This window comes from Winogradskyella helgolandensis (assembly GCF_013404085.1).
GTDB classification, from domain to species: Bacteria; Bacteroidota; Bacteroidia; order Flavobacteriales; family Flavobacteriaceae; genus Winogradskyella; species Winogradskyella helgolandensis.
The window spans coordinates 1,608,003-1,626,047 of the sequence record NZ_JABFHO010000001.1 but is presented as its reverse complement, the minus strand read 5'-3'; the positions used below and the strand labels follow the sequence as shown (position 1 = coordinate 1,626,047).

12 protein-coding genes and 1 pseudogene are annotated in these 18,045 nt (G+C 34.5%); 6 read left to right on the top strand and 7 right to left on the bottom strand.

Translation table 11 applies throughout. The features are described 5' to 3' along the window. The first annotated feature begins 9 nt into the window (after window positions 1-9). The 5 genes and pseudogenes from HM992_RS06650 (at window position 10) to HM992_RS06630 (ending at window position 7,960) form a co-directional block, all read left to right on the top strand. A complete protein-coding gene (locus HM992_RS06650) occupies window positions 10-3,756 on the top strand; it encodes a GDSL-type esterase/lipase family protein (protein ID WP_179319137.1) in 3,747 nt (1,248 codons plus the stop codon). A gap of 242 nt (window positions 3,757-3,998) precedes the next feature. Beyond that, window positions 3,999-4,103 (top strand): annotated as a pseudogene (locus HM992_RS19830) (cold-shock protein); the annotation flags it as partial. A gap of 181 nt (window positions 4,104-4,284) precedes the next feature. Next, entirely contained in the window at window positions 4,285-4,668 is a 384-nt protein-coding gene (locus HM992_RS06640) for a hypothetical protein (RefSeq protein WP_178985800.1), read from the top strand. Window positions 4,669-4,679: 11 nt separating this feature from the next. Next, window positions 4,680-7,265: a DUF4132 domain-containing protein gene (locus tag HM992_RS06635; RefSeq protein ID WP_179319136.1), complete on the top strand. Its 2,586-nt coding sequence runs from the start codon at window positions 4,680-4,682 to the stop codon at window positions 7,263-7,265. After that, window positions 7,265-7,960 (top strand): HesA/MoeB/ThiF family protein, encoded by a 696-nt coding sequence (locus HM992_RS06630; RefSeq protein WP_179319135.1) that lies wholly within the window; start codon window positions 7,265-7,267, stop codon window positions 7,958-7,960. The genes HM992_RS06635 and HM992_RS06630 overlap by 1 nt, the downstream gene beginning before the upstream one ends. Window position 7,961: 1 nt before the next feature. Here the strand turns inward: HM992_RS06630 and HM992_RS06625 are convergent, their stop codons facing one another. The 3 genes from HM992_RS06625 to HM992_RS06615 all read right to left on the bottom strand — a co-directional run bounded on the left by HM992_RS06625 (window position 7,962) and on the right by HM992_RS06615 (window position 12,767). Further along, on the bottom strand, window positions 7,962-10,055 hold the full coding sequence (locus HM992_RS06625) for an alpha-ketoacid dehydrogenase subunit alpha/beta (protein WP_179321047.1): 2,094 nt from the start codon (window positions 10,053-10,055) through the stop codon (window positions 7,962-7,964). 279 nt (window positions 10,056-10,334) lie between these two features. Then, complete coding sequence (locus HM992_RS06620) at window positions 10,335-11,402, bottom strand: branched-chain amino acid aminotransferase (RefSeq protein WP_179319134.1); 1,068 nt, start codon at window positions 11,400-11,402, stop codon at window positions 10,335-10,337. A gap of 87 nt (window positions 11,403-11,489) precedes the next feature. Next, entirely contained in the window at window positions 11,490-12,767 is a 1,278-nt protein-coding gene (locus HM992_RS06615; protein ID WP_229720543.1) for a dihydrolipoamide acetyltransferase family protein, read from the bottom strand. Window positions 12,768-12,968: 201 nt separating this feature from the next. Here HM992_RS06615 and HM992_RS06610 point away from each other — a divergent pair, with 201 nt between their 5' ends. Next, a complete protein-coding gene (locus HM992_RS06610; RefSeq protein ID WP_179319133.1) occupies window positions 12,969-13,445 on the top strand; it encodes an Lrp/AsnC family transcriptional regulator in 477 nt (158 codons plus the stop codon). Window positions 13,446-13,543: 98 nt separating this feature from the next. On the opposite strand, the gene HM992_RS06605 is transcribed toward HM992_RS06610, so the two are convergent. From HM992_RS06605 to paaZ, 4 genes are all read right to left on the bottom strand, one after another. Beyond that, window positions 13,544-14,143, bottom strand: a complete 600-nt coding sequence (locus HM992_RS06605; RefSeq protein ID WP_179319132.1) for an acyltransferase — start codon at window positions 14,141-14,143, stop codon at window positions 13,544-13,546. An 83-nt stretch (window positions 14,144-14,226) separates the two neighbouring features. Continuing rightward, a complete protein-coding gene (locus HM992_RS06600) occupies window positions 14,227-14,979 on the bottom strand; it encodes an enoyl-CoA hydratase/isomerase family protein (protein WP_179319131.1) in 753 nt (250 codons plus the stop codon). 44 nt (window positions 14,980-15,023) lie between these two features. Next, on the bottom strand, window positions 15,024-15,335 hold the full coding sequence (locus HM992_RS06595) for a GIY-YIG nuclease family protein (protein ID WP_178985807.1): 312 nt from the start codon (window positions 15,333-15,335) through the stop codon (window positions 15,024-15,026). An 88-nt stretch (window positions 15,336-15,423) separates the two neighbouring features. Next, entirely contained in the window at window positions 15,424-17,925 is a 2,502-nt protein-coding gene (paaZ, locus tag HM992_RS06590; RefSeq protein ID WP_179321045.1) for a phenylacetic acid degradation bifunctional protein PaaZ, read from the bottom strand. Window positions 17,926-18,045: the final 120 nt, after the last annotated feature.

The following is an 18,045-nucleotide window of genomic DNA, read 5'->3' as shown; positions in this document are numbered from 1 at the left end:
CTACTTATTATGAAAATAACTTTTCCTATAAAAGTTAGAATCCTTGTATTCTTACTTTTTTGCTTCTCAGTACATTCTATTTCTGCTCAAACCGAAACTATTTATATTGATTTTGGAAGTCTTGGTGCAAACGAAAGTGCTTCCCCTTGGAATAATATAACAAATGATGTTTCAGGTACCATTGGAAACCTTATAAATTCTAATAGTGTAGAAACAGGAATAGGTTTCTCAATTGTTGATGCTTTTGAAGGAATTAATTCGAGCGGAACTGCGTCGCCAGATGCTAGTCTAAATTTTGAAGAGTCTGCAACAAGTGACAGTTTTTATGGGATGTCTTCCGATAGTAGTTCTTTAACTTTTAATAATCTAATTGTAGGCAAACAATACACTATTTCAGTATTTGCATCACGTACAGGAGTGTCCGACAATAGAGAAACGTCTTATACAATTGAAGCGCAATCTACACAAACAATTTATTTAGATGCTTCTGAAAATACAAGTAACGTTGCTACAGCTTCTTTCTATCCTAAAGCTAATGGCACAATTACCATAAATGTTTCAACAGGACCAAATAACGATAACGCTTCTGGTTATTTCTATCTAGGAGTAATTGAGCTAGAATACAGTGTTGATACACCTGTATATTCTGATAACGCTTTACTTATAGATTTTGGATCTAGCGCTAATCAAAGTAGCACTCCATGGAATAATTTAACCGATCCATTTATTACAGGAAACGTAAATAATCTAATAAATAAAGGAGGAACTACAACTACAATAGATGTTTCTGTTACCGACAGTTTTAATTATTTTAATGAAGACGGAACAACAGCATCTGGCACTAGTTTAGGTTTACCGAGCACAGCAACAGCAGATAGCTTTTTTGGAAACATAACCGAATTTATAGAAAAAACAGAACCAACTGGTGCTATAGAATTTAGTGATCTAAACCCAAATGATGTGTTTAACATCACAATTTACGCATCTCGATTAGATTATGAAGTTACAGATAACAAGGAAACACAATACGTAATTGAGGGTTTAACAACAGAAACAGTATTCTTAGATATTGCTAATAACCAAAATAATACAGTATCAACTAGTATAAGTCCTAAGGCAGATGGTACATTAAAAGTAACAGTATCACCAGGTCCAAACAACACTAATACTTCTGGTTTTTTCTATTTAGGTGCTATGGTATTAGATTATACACCACAAACGTCATTAACATTAAAGAGCCCAAATGGAGATGAGTTTTGGCAAGTTGGTAAAACACCTGAAATAATGTGGGATTCTACAAGTCTTAGTTCAGACATCGATTTAGAATATTCTATTGATAATGGAGCGTCATGGAGTGCAATTGCAACGGTTCCATATACAACAAATAGTTATAGTTGGACGATACCAAACACGCCTTCAGAAAACTGCTTGGTAAGAGCAACATCTAGCTTAATTAGTGATACAAGTGATACTGTTTTTGAGATATCTAGTGATAACACAAGTAGAAATATTGTAGTTATAGGATCTTCAACGGCTGAAGGTACTGGAGCGTCTTCACCTGAATTTGCATGGGTAAACCTATACGCCAAAGCACTTTTTCAAAATGATACTAGAATAAATGTTATTAATTACGGAAAAGGTGGTTATACAACAAATCATGTGCTACCAACAGGCACTTCAATTCCTAGTGAAGTCGCAGTAACAATCGATACTGAAAGAAATATTACAAAGGCTATTTCAAACAACCCTATTGGTATTATTGTAAATTTACCTTCAAATGATACCTCAAACGGATACTCTGTTGCGGATCAATTAAATAATTTTGCAACGCTATACAATGAAGCTGTTATTAATGCAGTTCCAATATGGATTACAACCACGCAACCGCGCTATTTTGCATCTGCAACACAGACACAAGATCAAATTGATGTTAGGGATGCTATAATTTCTACATATGGAACGTACTCCATTGATTTCTGGACCGATATTGCTGATACTGACGGAACCATTTTAGATAATTTAGATTATGGTGACGGAGCGCACCTTAACGATGACGGTCACCAAATACTTTTTAATAAGGTTTTAAATAAGGATATTATAGATGCTGACTGTATTTCTAGTCTTCCAGCGGAAGCGTATCTTTATTGTAACGATTCATGGAAAAATAACAATGTTCCCTCATTAACAACAGATACGGTAGATGTATATGTAGGTAGAGGGACGTATACAATTAATGAAGATGAAAATATAGAAGTGAACGATCTTACCGTATCAATTTATGGATCTGTGATTATTAAAGAAGGAGGAAGCCTTACGGTACATGGAAATTTAGTTACTTATGGTAATGTTACTCTCCAATCTATATCGTCAAAGTATTCTAGTTTAATTGTAGAAGGTACAAGTTCTGGTGATGTAATTTACAAACGTCATGTAAGTAGTGCCACAGGAACCACAGAGACCGTAACAACTACTTCTAATAATGACCTAGTAAGTGCGCCTGTAACTGGACAGACATTTGGGGATTTTAGAGCTGAAAATTCAAATATTTTGTCAGGAACTTTAAATGATAATCCTGCCTTTTTATTTGGAATATTTGATTCAACAGCTGGAAATTACGTTTACTATACACCAAACGAAGATAGTAATACATTGTCGGCAGGAATTGGTTATGTAGCGGGATCGACCGATGGGTCTGATTTTTCGTTCACAGGGAATGTTGAAACTACTTCTGTTAATACTCCTATCGTATTTGGTGGTGCTAACAATTGGAATCTTATTGGGAACCCTTACCCAAGTTATATAAATGCTCAAGATTTTTTAAATGACTTAGCAAACTCTGGTCTAATTAATGAAAATGCTGTCGGTGTTTATGGCTATGATGGTTATGCTACAGACGGTTGGACAATTTTAAATTTAGCGACAACAACAGCTACGACTGTAATAGCTCCAGGACAAGGCTTTTTTGTAAAAGCTGAAGCATCTGGAGACATCGCTTTCACATCAAGTATGAGAAGAGTCGCTAATGATGATGATTTTATTTTAGGACGAAACGAAAATATCCTCACCTACCTGAAACTAAAAATTAACGCTTTAGATAAGGAGTATCATACCGATTTTTATTTCAACGATAATGCAAGTTTAGGTTTAGACCCAGGATATGATGCTGAGATTTGGGGTGAAACACCTCCTAGTTTTTCTTTGTATTCTAATTTATTACAAGATAATATTGGTAGGCCAATTGCTTTACAAACTTTTAATTCAAATGATTTATCAGATTTGGTAATTCCATTAGGCCTTCATGCAAATGCAAATGAGTCTTTAACGTTTAGTATTTTAGAATCAACACTTCCAAATACAGTTAATTTATATCTCGAAGACACCTTAACTAACGAAATAACATTACTAAATAATTCAGATTATACCATTATTCCATTAGAGCAAATTTCTGGTACAGGTCGTTTTTATTTAAGACTAGAATCTAACCAGCTTAATATTGTAGAGCAACCTTTAGAAAAATTAATAGTTTATGCTAATAATACTAACAGAACTATTGAAGTGATTGGTCAATTACAAAACCAAACAAGTTTTAAGCTATACGATGTGAATGGAAGAATAATCCTTTCAAATGCTTTAGATAGTGCTCAAACCAGTCAATTTATTGACATCACAGAATTAACTGCTGGTATGTATATTATTGAATTAATAGAATCAGAGACTAATACGAAACGAGCTAAAAAGTTAATTATTCAACAATAAATTTTTAGTATTTTAGGATCGTTTCTATCTTAGCTTCTACTTTCTCAGTCGAAGGAATCATGGTTTATTCTAAAGTTGAATTTAAAGGAATTGTGTGGCATATTCTCGCTTTCAATAATCATTACCGGTATATTTAAAGTAATCTTCTTGAATAGTTTTTATGGCTTTTTCGATAGCTTCATAACTTTCCGTAAAGTTGGCTGCATCAATAGAAATGGCTTCCAACTCATTAAATTCTTGAACATATTTCTGGTTTAGTCGATGAGATTAGAGAAGGTGATAATGTAGAATTCGATTTAGCAGAAGAAAAAAAAGGATTAAACGCAGTGAACGTAAAAGTTATATAATTATATACCTTACAATCTTTTTAAGAATAGAGCCTGTCTTTTAGATAGGCTTTTTTATGCTTAATACTGAAATTCAAACCCTTCAATTAATTATAAAAATCTATCTATTAAAATTTAATCTAAAAAAGATAGACCTCTATTATAAATTTAATAACTTACTTCTCAAATAAATTTCCTTTTTATGAATACAATAACAATTCAAGACGAAAGTGCAGCTGGTGATATTTTAAATGAGATAACACTTAAATTTAATGAAGAATATATTACAGTTTCTGAACTTATAAAAGCTAGAATAGAATTGGAGATTACACGGTATGAGAACAATGTAGAATCCTATAAAAATGGCTTAGTTACACCAAGTAAACTAGAATCCAAATTAAATAATAAAAAGACCCAATCCATAGATACTGAAAAACAATTATATATTGCTTTAGATGCTTTTAATACTAATGCCTTTATTTTAATAGTAGATGACCAACAAGTAGAAAATGTAAATCAAAAAGTACTTGTCGATAAATCTACAACCGTATCATTCATTAAATTAACACCATTAGTTGGTGGATAAATCTAACAGACATGTTTAATATCTTCAAGAAAAAAATAACGCCATCAGAATTTAATTATGTTGATGACATTATTACTAAAATAAATTCTACAGTAAATTATGTTTACAGCTCTAATGATCTTTCTGGAAATTCCGAATATGAGAATTTAAAAAAAGAATCTAAGACCTACCAAAAACAATATATTATAGATAGTGTCAATTACATTGAAGAAATCCTCAACAAAGAATTTGAAAATCAACAAAAATCAGTAAAAAAGAGAGACAATGATATCTATAGGTATCGCTTGACTGCATTTGCAATATTAAATGGATTAATGCGCAGAAATCTTGATTATACCGAGAAAGAATGGATAAGTCTATTTGAATTAGTCAATGAAAAAATTATAGCTTTAAATAGAAACGCCTATGGTTTTTCTCTAAGTGATTTTCCAACAAACTACGCTATTCAACAAATTGAGCGCACTATTAAAAAAGAAGGACTATCGGATGAATTATCTAACTTTATTAAAAGCATGTTGGAATGGAATAGTCTTACCGATACCACCACTAGTTATTGGGGAAGTGATCTTAAGAAATCAGTTTCAAAATTGAGTAAAATAGTACAAGTCGACGGAGAATTTGTCCCGTTTATATTAAAAACAAATGATATTGGAAACGAAGTAAACGCGATTGTTAATCATAGTGGTGAAAATGTAAATGAACTTCATCAATTATTATTCTTAACCTATGATGCTACAAGCTCTAAACCTTCTAAAAAATTTCAAGCACAAACAGAAAAGTTAATAAATGCTATTGGAAAAAATAAGTATCGAAAAATTGCTCAAGAGATTCTTTCCATTGCTGTAAGTCATTCTATTTCAGAAAAAACAGAGACTTATACATATTCAAATGAAGTAAGAGAGTACACGCAATATTCATATTTATGCGATCCTAGCAAACAATTTATTAAAGGCATTATCTGGACAATGTCTCCCTTTTCGGATAAAGAAACATTACATATATTAAGCAAACTGCTTGAAAAATCGTATACTAAAATGCCAGGAGTTGGTCCAGCAGCAGCTGCTATAGGCAACGCATGCATCTACGTTATGGGCAATATGAGAGGAAAAGACGGATTAGGTGCTTTATCTCGAATAAAATTAAAACTAAAACAAAACAACGTTAAGAAGAGCATTGACAAGTATCTTATAGAAGGTGCCAAAAAATATAACGTTTCAGTTGAAGAACTTAAGGAAATGGCTGTTCCCGATTTTCAATTAGAAGGTGGAATTAAATCTGTTTTGTTTGAAGACTATAGTCTCAATATTTCTATCACAGAAAGCAAGGTCAACCAACAATGGATAAAACCCGATGGTAAGAGTATGAAATCTGTACCATCAACTGTTAAAAACTCTACAAAGCTAAGCAATCAACTTAAAGAATTACGTAAGGAAATCAAAGAAATCCAAAAGGTATATTCAGCTCAAAAACAAAGAATTGATAATCAATTTATTCTCAATAGAAGTTGGGATTTTCCTTCTTTTAAAAAGTACTATTTAAATCATGGTTTAGTCAATCCTATTGCAACAAAACTTATTTGGACAATTAAAAATGAAACACAATCTACTTCTGTTTTATGGATAGATAATACATGGCAAAATGCTCATGGTGAAATTATTGATTGGATTGATGATACGTGTACCGTGCAACTATGGCACCCTGTATTTGCTACTGAAAAGGAAATTGTAGCTTGGCGAGACAGAATTATAGACTTAGAATTAAAACAACCTATTAAGCAAGCTTTTCGTGAGCTTTATATTTTAACAGACGCAGAAATTAATACGCAAACCTATTCTAACAGAATGGCGGCTCATATTTTAAAACAACACCAATTTAATGCCCTTGCGGGACTTCGTGGTTGGAAATATTCATTAATGGGAGCTTATGATGATGGGCGTGATGACGAATTGTGTTCAAAATATTTACCTGAACACCAAATAACTGCGGAATATTGGATTGATGAACTCAATGACCACGATGCTTATAACGATGCTGGAATTTGGCTATATGTTGCCACAGATCAAGTAAAGTTTAAAAATGCTGATGGCCATGTCATAAATCTAATTGATGTTCCAAAAATTGTTTTTTCGGAAATTATGCGCGATGTCGATTTGTTTGTTGGAGTATGTAGTGTCGGAAATGACCCAGAATGGCAAGATAATAATGGAGATAGACAAACGCATAGAGATTATTGGACATCCTATTCATTTGGGGATTTAACAGAAATTGCAAAAACCCGAAAATCTATTCTTGAAAGATTACTTCCAAGGCTAAGTAAAATTAAAGACAAAGCTACTATTGATGGTAAATTTTTAATTGTTCAGGGAACTATAAGAACCTACAAAATACATATTGGTAGTGGAAATATCTTGATGGAGCCTAACGATCAATATTTATGTATTGTGCCTTCTAGATCACCTAATAAATCAACTGACAAATTATTTATTCCTTTTGAAGGTGATAAAGGTTTATCCATTGTTTTAAGTAAGGCTTTTCTTCTAGCTGAGGACACTAAAATAACCGACACAACCATTTTAAGTCAAATTAAAAGAAGCTAATGACCTCATTTTTTGAAGTACATGAAAAATGTATAGGAAAAGAAAAAATGCATCAGCTAAAAAATTCTAGAATTGCTGTTGTAGGACTTGGTGGATTAGGTTGTTCTGTTGCTATGGGATTAACCCGATTAGGAATCCAAAATTTAGTACTAGCTGATAATGACCATATAGAACGGTCTAATGTTGCGCGACAAATTCTATTTACGAAGTCTCATATCGGAGCATCAAAAGTCCAAACAGCTAAAGATGCTTTATTAGAGATATTTGATGATCTCAACATCACATGCATTCAAGATTATATAACAACTCAAAACGGAATTAACATTTTAAAGAGTGCTGATATTATTGTTGATTGCACAGACAATTATATAGCACGTTACGCTATTAGTAAAACTTGTGAATCTATTAATAAACCGATGATTTTTGGTGGAGTCCAAGGATTCGAAGGTCAAGTCGGTGTTTTTAACTATAAAAACAGTAAACCCTTTCACCATATATTCCAAAATATTAATTCATTATTAAAAGTTGAAAACTGTGAAGCCTCTGGTGTTCTCCCTTTTGTAGTTCAAACCGTTGCGAATTATCAAGTAATAGAATGCTATAAAATTATTTGTAATGAAAATAATGTCTTAAACAATCAACTGTTGTGCATCAATACACTTTCAAATAAAAGTAGAATTTTAAAGTTGGAATAAATCAATAATTCAACAAGTCTTCAATTTTAGCTTTCACTTTTTCTGTTGAAGGAATCATCGTTTGCTCTAAAGTCGAATTTAAAGGAATTGCAGGCATATTTTCACTACCAATCGTCATTACTGGCGCATCTAAATGTTTAAAGCATTCTTCTTGAATTTTCCCAGATAAGGCTCTTGCAAAACTATTGTTTGAAGGCTCTTCTGTTACAACAAGACACTTTCCTGTTTTCTTAACCGATTTCATAATGGTGTCTTCGTCTAAAGGAAATAACGTACGTAAATCAATGACTTCAATTTGGTCTTGCATCTCTAATTCTTCCGATGCATTCATGGCCCAATGTACTCCCATTCCGTACGTCACAACAGTTAATGTTTCTACATTTTCTTGTTTCCAGATTTCTTGTAAAACCCAAGCTTTTCCAAATGGTAAAACATAATCTTCACTTGGCTCAACAGATGTTGCACCTTGTGTTCCTGGTACTTTAGACCAATACAAACCTTTATGCTCTAAAATAACTACAGGATTAGGATCGTAATAAGCCGCTTTCATCAACCCTTTTAAATCAGCACCATTACTTGGATAGGCAATTTTTATACCTCTAATATTTGTTATTACAGATTCAACCGAAGATGAATGATAAGGTCCACCACTTCCATAAGCACCAATTGGTACGCGAAGAATCATGCTAACTGGCCATTTACCGTTAGACAAATAGCAACTTCTACTGACTTCTGTATATAACTGATTTAAGCCAGGCCAAATATAATCGGCAAACTGAACCTCTACAATTGGTTTTAATCCAACGGCACTCATTCCGACTGTTGAACCGACAATAAAGGCTTCTTGTATTGGTGTATTAAAAACGCGATCATCTCCAAATTTTTGCGCTAATGTTGCTGCTTCTCTAAAAACACCTCCTAATCTCCCACCAACATCTTGTCCGTAAAGTAAACATTCTTTATGCTTTTTCATAAGTTCTTCTACGGCGAATAAAGCGCAATCTACCATCACTACCTTTTCTGCGCCTTCTGGTGAGCGTGTTCCTTTCTCTTCTGTAATTGGTGTTGGTACAAAATCGTTTGTAAATAAATCCTCAGGTTTTGGATCTTCGGCTAATAATGCTCTTTCAAAATCTGATTGTACTTTTGCTTTCGCGGAATTTTCAATGTCTAAAACGTCTTGTTCTGAAAATCCAGCATCTAGTAATTGTTGTTTAATAACCGGATAAGGATCACGAGAACGTGCTTCTTCTAAATCATCGCGATACCATTCCATTCTTACACCAGATGTATGATGATTTAATAATGGTACTTTGGCGTGCACTAAAAATGGTCTTCGCTCTGTACGAATGGTTTCTATGACTTTTTCTAAGGCGTCATAGCTTTCTGTAAAATTGGCTCCATCTATTGAGATAGCGTCTAAACCTTTAAATCCTGCTGCGTATTCAAAAGCATTTTGTGCTCTTGTTTCTGCTGCATTGGCACTAATATCCCAACCATTATCTTGTACTAAATATAAGATTGGCATTTGCTTTAAAGCTGCCATTTGAAACGCTTCTGCTATTTCTCCTTCGGTTACTGAGGCGTCTCCTAAACTACAAACGGTAATTGGTTTTAGAGCGTTCTCGACTGCTCCCGAACTGACAGGGTCAGATTCTAAACTATAATCGTCTAAACCTTGTAATTCTTTATACTGCATTCCCATGGCAACGCCTGTTGCCGGAATGGTTTGCATTCCTGTTGCAGAGGATTGATGCGGTATTTTTGGCTTATCGTCGTCCTTTAAACTTGGATGTGAATAATAGGTTCTTCCTCCAGAAAATGGGTCGTCTTTTTTGGCTAATAATTGCAACATTAAATCGTAAGGTTCTAAACCAAATGATAATAGCATAGCATCGTCTCTATAGTACGGAAATGCATAATCTTGAGGTAATAATTGTAAACCTAAAGCGATTTGAATGGCTTCATGTCCACGAGATGTGGCGTGTACGTATTTAGATACATGTTTAAAATTAGTTTCGTATAATTCTGCCATTGCTTTTGCTGTGCAGAGTTTTGAAAATCCTTTTTTTAGTGTTTCTTTTTTCATATTCATTTCCCACGAAAGTGGGAATCTCATTAGTTAAACTTACTTTCTACTTCTACACCCTTAAAGTCCCCTCAAGGGGACAATCCTTGAATAATCTTAGAACTATTGTCCCCTTGAGGGGACTTTAGGGGTGTTTTTGCGTTAGGGATTACTCGTTCATTCTTATTTAATAAATATGAACTCGTGATTGCTTCGCAGTTGAGGCATTTGTTGAAGCTCTTTTTTGTTTTTCTCAAAAAAAGCGACTGCCGAAAGCCCGACCCGTGTGGTAACGCCCAAATTACTTTAAGCTAATTGGTTTTCAATTTTAATCATCCAATTAAATTTATCTTCAATTTTACCTGTTTTGATAGCGTTTAGAGTATTGTTAACTTCTAAACCAACTGGACTTTTATCTGATACATGAATTATTGTTTCGCCCATTGCAATTTCTTGAATATAAGCAATACCAACGGCTGTTCCTGTTCCGAAAGCTTCTTCTAATGTACCGTCAATTGAAGCATCTCGGATTTCTTGAATAGTTATAGCGCGTTCTGTAACCTCGCAACCTTTGTCTCTTAAAATATCTATAACGCTCATTCTGGTAATACCATCTAAAATGGAACCATCGCGTTTTGGCGTGATAAATTTTCCGCTGACTTTAAAGAAAATATTCATGGTTCCTACTTCTTGGATATAGTTGTGCTCTACCGCATCTAGCCACAATACTTGGTCGTACCCTTTGGCTTTTGCTAATTCTGTTGGACGAATGGCTGCTGCGTAATTACCTGCTGCTTTTGCTTCTCCTGTTCCGCCTGAGGCTGCACGTATATATTTATTTTCTGCCCATAGTTTTATACGTTTAGTAAAAAATGGACCAGCTGGTGATGCCATGATTACAAACTTGTAATGTGTTGCTGCGCGCATACCTATAAAGGCTTCGTCGGCATACATAAATGGTCTTAAATAGAGTGCACTTCCGTCCATTGGTGGAATCCAATTTTGTTCTATTGCAACTAGTTGTTTTAAGCCTTCTACGAATAAATCTTCTGGAAAATGAGGCATTCCCATTCGGTCTGCGCTAAAATTTAACCGTTCTGCATTTTTTGATGGCCTGAAAAGCATAGGATTTCCGTTAGCATCTACAGTGGCTTTCATGCCTTCGAAAATGGCTTGTCCGTAATGCAAAGCCATGGCTGCTGGATGTGTAGGAATCATTCCCATTGGTTCTATTCTTGGGTTTTCCCAAACACCATTGTTATAATCACAAATAAACATGTGGTCTGTGAATGTTGTACCTAATGGTATGTTGTTGAAGTCTATGTTTGAGACTTTAGATTCGGTTACTTTTTGTATAGATATGTTGTGGCTCATAATTTGCTGTCATTCCTGCGTAGGCAGGAACCTATTTAATTTATTATTTCATAGTGGATTCCTGCCTTCGCAGGAATGACAAATGATTTATATTTCTCTATTAGTATCAAATTGTTCGAAATAATCTGCTACTCTTCTTACAAAACTTCCTCCTAAGAATCCGTCTACTACGCGATGATCGAAAGAAAGCGATAAGTACATCATGCTTCTGATAGCTATTTCATCTCCATTTTCGGTTTCGATGACTTCTGGTCGTTTTTTTATAATTCCTAACGCTAAAATGGCAACCTCTGGTTGGTTAATTATTGGTGTTCCCATGACGCTACCAAATGTTCCAACGTTTGATATTGTGAAGGTGCTACCTTTAATATCGTCGCCTGCTAATTTATTTTCCCTTGCTTTTCCAGCTAATTCATTTACGTTAGCTGCAATGGTTTTTAAATCTTTAGTGTCTGCATTTTTTACTACAGGAACAATTAAATTTCCGCTTGGTAAAGCTGTTGCCATACCAATGTTTATATCTGCTTTAACGATGATGTTATTACCATCGACTGAGGCATTAATATTCGGAAAATCTTTAACAGCTTTGGCTACGGCTTCTACAAATAGTGGTGTAAAGGTTAAGCGTTCGCCGTGTTTTTCTTGAAAAGCTGCTTTGTTAGCATTTCGCCAGTTGACCATGTTTGTTAAATCGGCTTCAACGTAAGCAGTAACATGTGGTGATGTATGTTTTGAATACACCATATGGTCCGCAATCATTTGACGCATTCTGTCCATTTCGATGACTTTCCCTTTGCCTTTATCGAACTGTAATTGTGGAATTCTATAGGCTGTTGGATCTTTTTCGGCTACTGGTTGTGCGAATTTATATGGTCGTCCTTCATCTATATATTGAAACACATCGCTTTTACGAAGTCTGCCTTCATTTCCTGTTGCAGGAATTCGTGCTAATTCTTCAAAACTGATGTGATGCTCTTTTGCTATTTTGATGATTAATGGCGAAAAGAAGGTGTTTGCGTTTGATGTTGAAAATGAAGTAGAACTCGAGTTGGAAGCCTGCTGTACTGGCTTTGGTCTTTTAGACTTTACCTTATTCTCAGCAGCGCTCGAACTTGCAGCTTTAAGTTCATTTTGTAATTTCGATTTCTTCACTTCTGAAACTTCTAAAATCGCAAGAACTTCTCCTACTGGAACGACATCTTTTGCTTGAAACATGGTTTTAATTAAAGTTCCTGCTGCTGGTGCTGGCACTTCGTTATCTACTTTATCTGTAGCGACTTCAAGTATAATATCTCCTTCTTCGAAAGAGTCTCCTTCAGAAATTAACCAATTGATAATGGTGCCTTCGGTTATACTTTCGCCCATTTTAGGCATCTTTAATTCGAAATTCTTCAAGTTATCGTAGTTTAGAAATATAAGAATTAAAGATAATGCATATTGAATTATACAATTGTTAAAATCTTTTAATTTACCATTGAAAAGGATATTATTCTTAAAATAAACACCATTACAGATTATTAGACTTTTAATCATTAAATTTACCGCTTTAAAGCAACTAATTTTCTCATGCCACATACACTCGATAAAATAGACACACAACTGTTAGTTATACTACAAAAGAATAGCAATCGAACAACAAAAAGTATTGCTGAGGAACTCGGCATGAGCACTTCACCAATATTTGAACGTATAAAAAAATTAGAAAAGGAAGGGTATATTGAAAAATATGTCGCTGTTTTAAACAATAAGAAAATAGGTTTAAAGCTGACTGTTTTTATAGGAATCACTTTGCAAGGTCATACGCGAAGTTATTTAGAAAAGTTTGTAAAGGAAATCAACAACTTTCCTGAAGTTGTAGAATGCCATCGCGTCAGTGGAAATTTTGACTATTTATTAAAACTAGTTGTAGAGGATATTGAAGCTTATGAAACGTTTATCATTTCAAAATTAACGCTTCTTCCATATTTAGGGAATGTACAAAGCTTGATTGCTTTGTCTACGAGTAAAGAAACTAATGAGATTGATTTGAGCAGGGTTTTGTAGAATAGCTCATTTGAGACTAAGAGTCCATGTGTTTTTAAATCTCGTTTGTTTTTCGAAAACACCCCTAAAGTCCCCTCAAGGGGACAATCTTTACAATGTTACTTCTTAAACGTTTCTCGAAGTGTTTTATAAACATCATCTTGAATTTTCATGTTTTCCGGCACTTCTCTTAATGGTTCAACTTCTCGTAAACTCTCGTGACAATCTGCTGGTAATTGTTGGTACAACTGTGTGCCTTTTGTTTTCCAGTCTATCATTTCGTCAGTAACACCACGAATTATTTTTGCAGGATTTCCAACCACTAAACTTCGATACGGGATTTTTGTTTCTGCTTTTACAAACGACATAGCTCCTATAATACATTCGTCACCAATTTCGGAATCGTCCATAATAACAGTATTCATACCAATTAGGCAATTTCTACCCAAATTTGCACCATGAATTATCGCTCCATGTCCCACATGTGCACTTTCTTTTAGTGTGATGGACTTACCTGGAAACATATGCACTGTACAATTCTCTTGAATATTTACTCCATCTTCTAAAATAATTTGTCCCCAATCTCCACGAATGGCTGCTCCCGGACCAATATAACAGTTTTTACCAATAATGACATTTCCTGTTACTGCCGCAAGCGGATGTACGAAACTTGATTTATGTACTACTGGTGTGTAACCTTTGAATGAATATATTGCCATTTTTTTCTCGAGTTTATCATTCAGAGCGAAGCGAAGAATCTCATCAAGAGATTACCACGTTTTTCGTCCTCGCAATGAAATTTTTATTTAAATCCTTTTAATTTTTCTTTAGTGAACTCACTCAAAACTAGTTTTCCACTTGTTGCTGCACGTTCTGCTAATAAAGTATCCCAATGGTCTGTGCCTTGCCAGAATACTTTTTTCATTTCTAGCATCGCTTCTGTATTATAGGTACATAAATGCTCTGCTGTTGTTTTTACTGCCTCATCTAGTTCTTCGGTACTTTCATACACTTGCGTGAATAAACCTTTTTGTTTTACCCATTCTGCAGGATAAAATGTATTTGCGTCAATTGCGATTTGCGACATAGCGCTTAATCCCATTTTACGTTCTATTGCTGGCCCGACAACAAATGGTCCAATACCAATATTTAGCTCGCTTAACTTAATAGAAGCAAATTTTGTTGCCATACAATAATCTGTTGCTGCTGCAAGTCCTACTCCACCTCCAACAGTTTTTCCTTGAATACGTCCAATAATGAACTTTGGGCATTTACGCATCGCGTTGATTACGTTTACGAAACCTGAGAAAAACACTTTTCCAGTTGCTGCATCATTGATATTTATTAGCTCAGTAAAACTTGCTCCAGCACAAAATGTTCGGTCTCCTCCACTTTTAAGGACGATTACCTTTATAGCATCATTTTCGCCTGCTTCAGTAATTGTGTTTGCTAATTTTGCTAATACATCTCCCGGAAGAGAATTGTGAGCAGGATGAAAGAATTCTATGTAGCCTACTTCATTTTTGATTTCTAGTTTTACGTATGGTGTGTTCATTTTCTTAGTATGTCAATGCGCACTTGTTGCGCATTCGTATTATTTTAGTTCTTAATATATTTGGAAAGATCCCAGCCTAAACTCAAATCAATCCACTCAGGATTCATTTCCGTTATTTGATTCTTCTTCCATTCTTTTTTCCATTTCTTAATGGTCTTTTCTCTTCGAATTGCAATTCTGATATCAGAATGCTCTTCAAAATAAACTAATTTTTTAATATTATAATGTCCAACATGAGTTCCAAAAGTTGCTGCCTTATGTTCACTCATTCTTCGTTCCATATTATTTGTTACACCAACATAAAAGATGTGATTTCTTTCATGTGTTAGAATGTATGTATAATACTTTTTAGACATTACGTTTCAATTTAAGCGAATGCATTAAAGTTTTCCGTTAACATTAATGCGACTGCGCAACACGTGCGCAGTGACTTTCTATTAATAATTATAGTAATCCAAATTGTTCAAAATGATGATTTAAATGTTTTCTTTCTAACAAATACGATTCGTATTTATTCAATTCTCCGAATACTAAATTCTTTAATTTAGCCTCAGGATTTTCTTTAAAATACGCTAAATACTTTTCTCTTTGTGCTTTAAACTTTTCAATAGCTGTAGCTAAATCGGAATGCTTTAATGTATCTAAAGTGTCTTTTTCTAACTGAGGAAATTGAGAGTTCTTTGGGAATTTATCATAATTCCATAAACTATTATGTACTTTCTCTAGAATTTTTTCTGGTGTTGCTATTTCAAAATCTTGAATTTCTCCAGAAGCAATTTTATAAGTGTATTCTAAATGCTCAATCATATGCTGAGGTGTCATAATTCCCCATTTAGGTTTTGCATCATCTTTTAATGCATAAAGACATTCGTTAATTTTATCCTCGGTCATTTCAGTTAAAACTTCTTGCTTTTTCTGAACCATCGTTAAAACTGTTGCGAATGCTACTTTCTCATCGGTATTAGCATCAAAAATTTCGGCATACCATTTTACAATTCCGCTTGGATGTTCCGCTGAAGCGACATCTCTATCTACTTTTTGCTTACATGTAAGTCTTACATAAATCGTATCGTTGTGATATAATGGACGTAAAAATCTACATTCTTCTAATCCGTAATTTGCTGAAACTGGTCCTTTATTTGGATATACAAATAATCCTGCTGCAGCTGAAATAATAAAATAACCATGTGCAGTTCTTTGTTCAAAAATACTTCCGTCTAAAGATGTAATATCTGTATGCGCATAGAAATGATCCCAAGTTAGATTTGAAAAATTTATGATGTCTGTATCTGTAAATGTTCTGTTATGGGTTTTCATAGACATTCCTGGTTGGATGTCTTCCCAATGGTATTTAAATGGATGTTGTTCTGCTTCCTTATATTTCGCGTTTTGCTGGTAAATACCCGTAATCTCAGTAATAGTGGTTGGCGAACCTTGAATGGCAGTACGTTGCAAATAATGTTTTATACCACGCATGCCTCCCATTTCTTCTCCTCCTCCAGCACGTCCTGGACCACCATGAACTAAATATGGTAATGGTGAACCATGACCAGTACTTTCTTTAGCCATATCACGATTAACCACCATTATACGACCATGATGAGATGCTGCATTTATCACATACTCTTTTGCTATCTTATCGTCATTTGTGGCAATTGAAGACACCAAAGATCCTTTACCCATTTGTGCCAAAGTAATGGCTTCATCTAAATTTTTATAAGGCATTATGGTACTTACTGGACCAAATGCTTCACGTTCGTGAATGATTGTATTTTCAAAAGGATGATCAGAACGTAATAAAATTGGACTAATAAAAGCGCCTTTTTTAGCATCTGCTCCAGTGGTGTTTATTTCATCTAAACTGCCATAAACAATTTGTGCTTCTTTGGATAAATCATTTACAGAATCTCTGACTGCTTGCACTTGTTGATGACTTACTAAAGATCCCATTCGAACTTCTTTAAGTCTTGGATCTCCAATAGTTACTTTATCTAATGCTTTTGACAAGGCAGATTGCACATCTTCCACTAAATTTTGCGGAACAATAATTCTACGTATTGCAGTACATTTTTGTCCTGCTTTAACCGTCATTTCCTTTCTAACTTCTTTGATAAACAAGTCGAATTCTGGTGTTCCTGGAACGGCATCTTCTCCTAAGATGGATGCGTTTAAAGAATCGGCTTCCATTGTAAATGGTACAGATTCTTGTATTAATTGTGGATGCGCTTTTAATAAGCGTCCTACTTTTGCTGAACCTGTAAAGGTTACTACATCTTGAGATTCTACCGTATCTAAAATAGTTTTTACGGTTCCGTTTATAATTTGTAGTGCGCCTTCTGGTAAAATACCGGATGCTATTATTTCTTTTGCTACAGCTTCAGCTAAATAAGAAGATGAAGGTGCTGGTAAAACTACTGCTGGCACTCCAGCCATCCAGTTTACTGCGCACTTTTCTAACATTCCCCAAACAGGGAAATTGAATGCATTAATATGCACTGCAACTCCTTTTTTGGGCACCATAATATGATGTGCCATAAAGCGTCCGCCACGAGATAAATCGATAGCATCTCCTTCTACGTGATATGGCTGATTTGGAAAAAGTTTTCTTAGAGAAGCATTGGCGAATAGGTTTCCGAAACCACCTTCGATGTCGATCCAACTATCTACTTTGGTTGCTCCTGTTCTGTAACTTAATTCGTAAAATGCATTTTTTCTTTTGGTAAGATATAAAGCTAAACTTTTAAGCATGTTTCCACGTTCTTGGAATGTCATTTTTCGAAGAACCTCTCCTCCTTTTGTTCTACCGTAGTTAAGAATTTCAGGAACATCTAAACCTTCGATAGCAATGCTTGTAAAGGCTTCGCCAGTTACAGCGTCTAAGATTGGTGTTCCTTCTTCTTTACCTGTTGTCCATTGTCCTTGAACGTAATGCTGTATTTTATTCATCATTTTTACTTTATAGTGGATTCCTGACTCCGCAGGAATGACAAAACTTTAATTAATCACTAATCTTCACTGATAGGTGCGTTAGCGATTGAACGGTTTGTTTGAGCTCCTTTTTGTTTT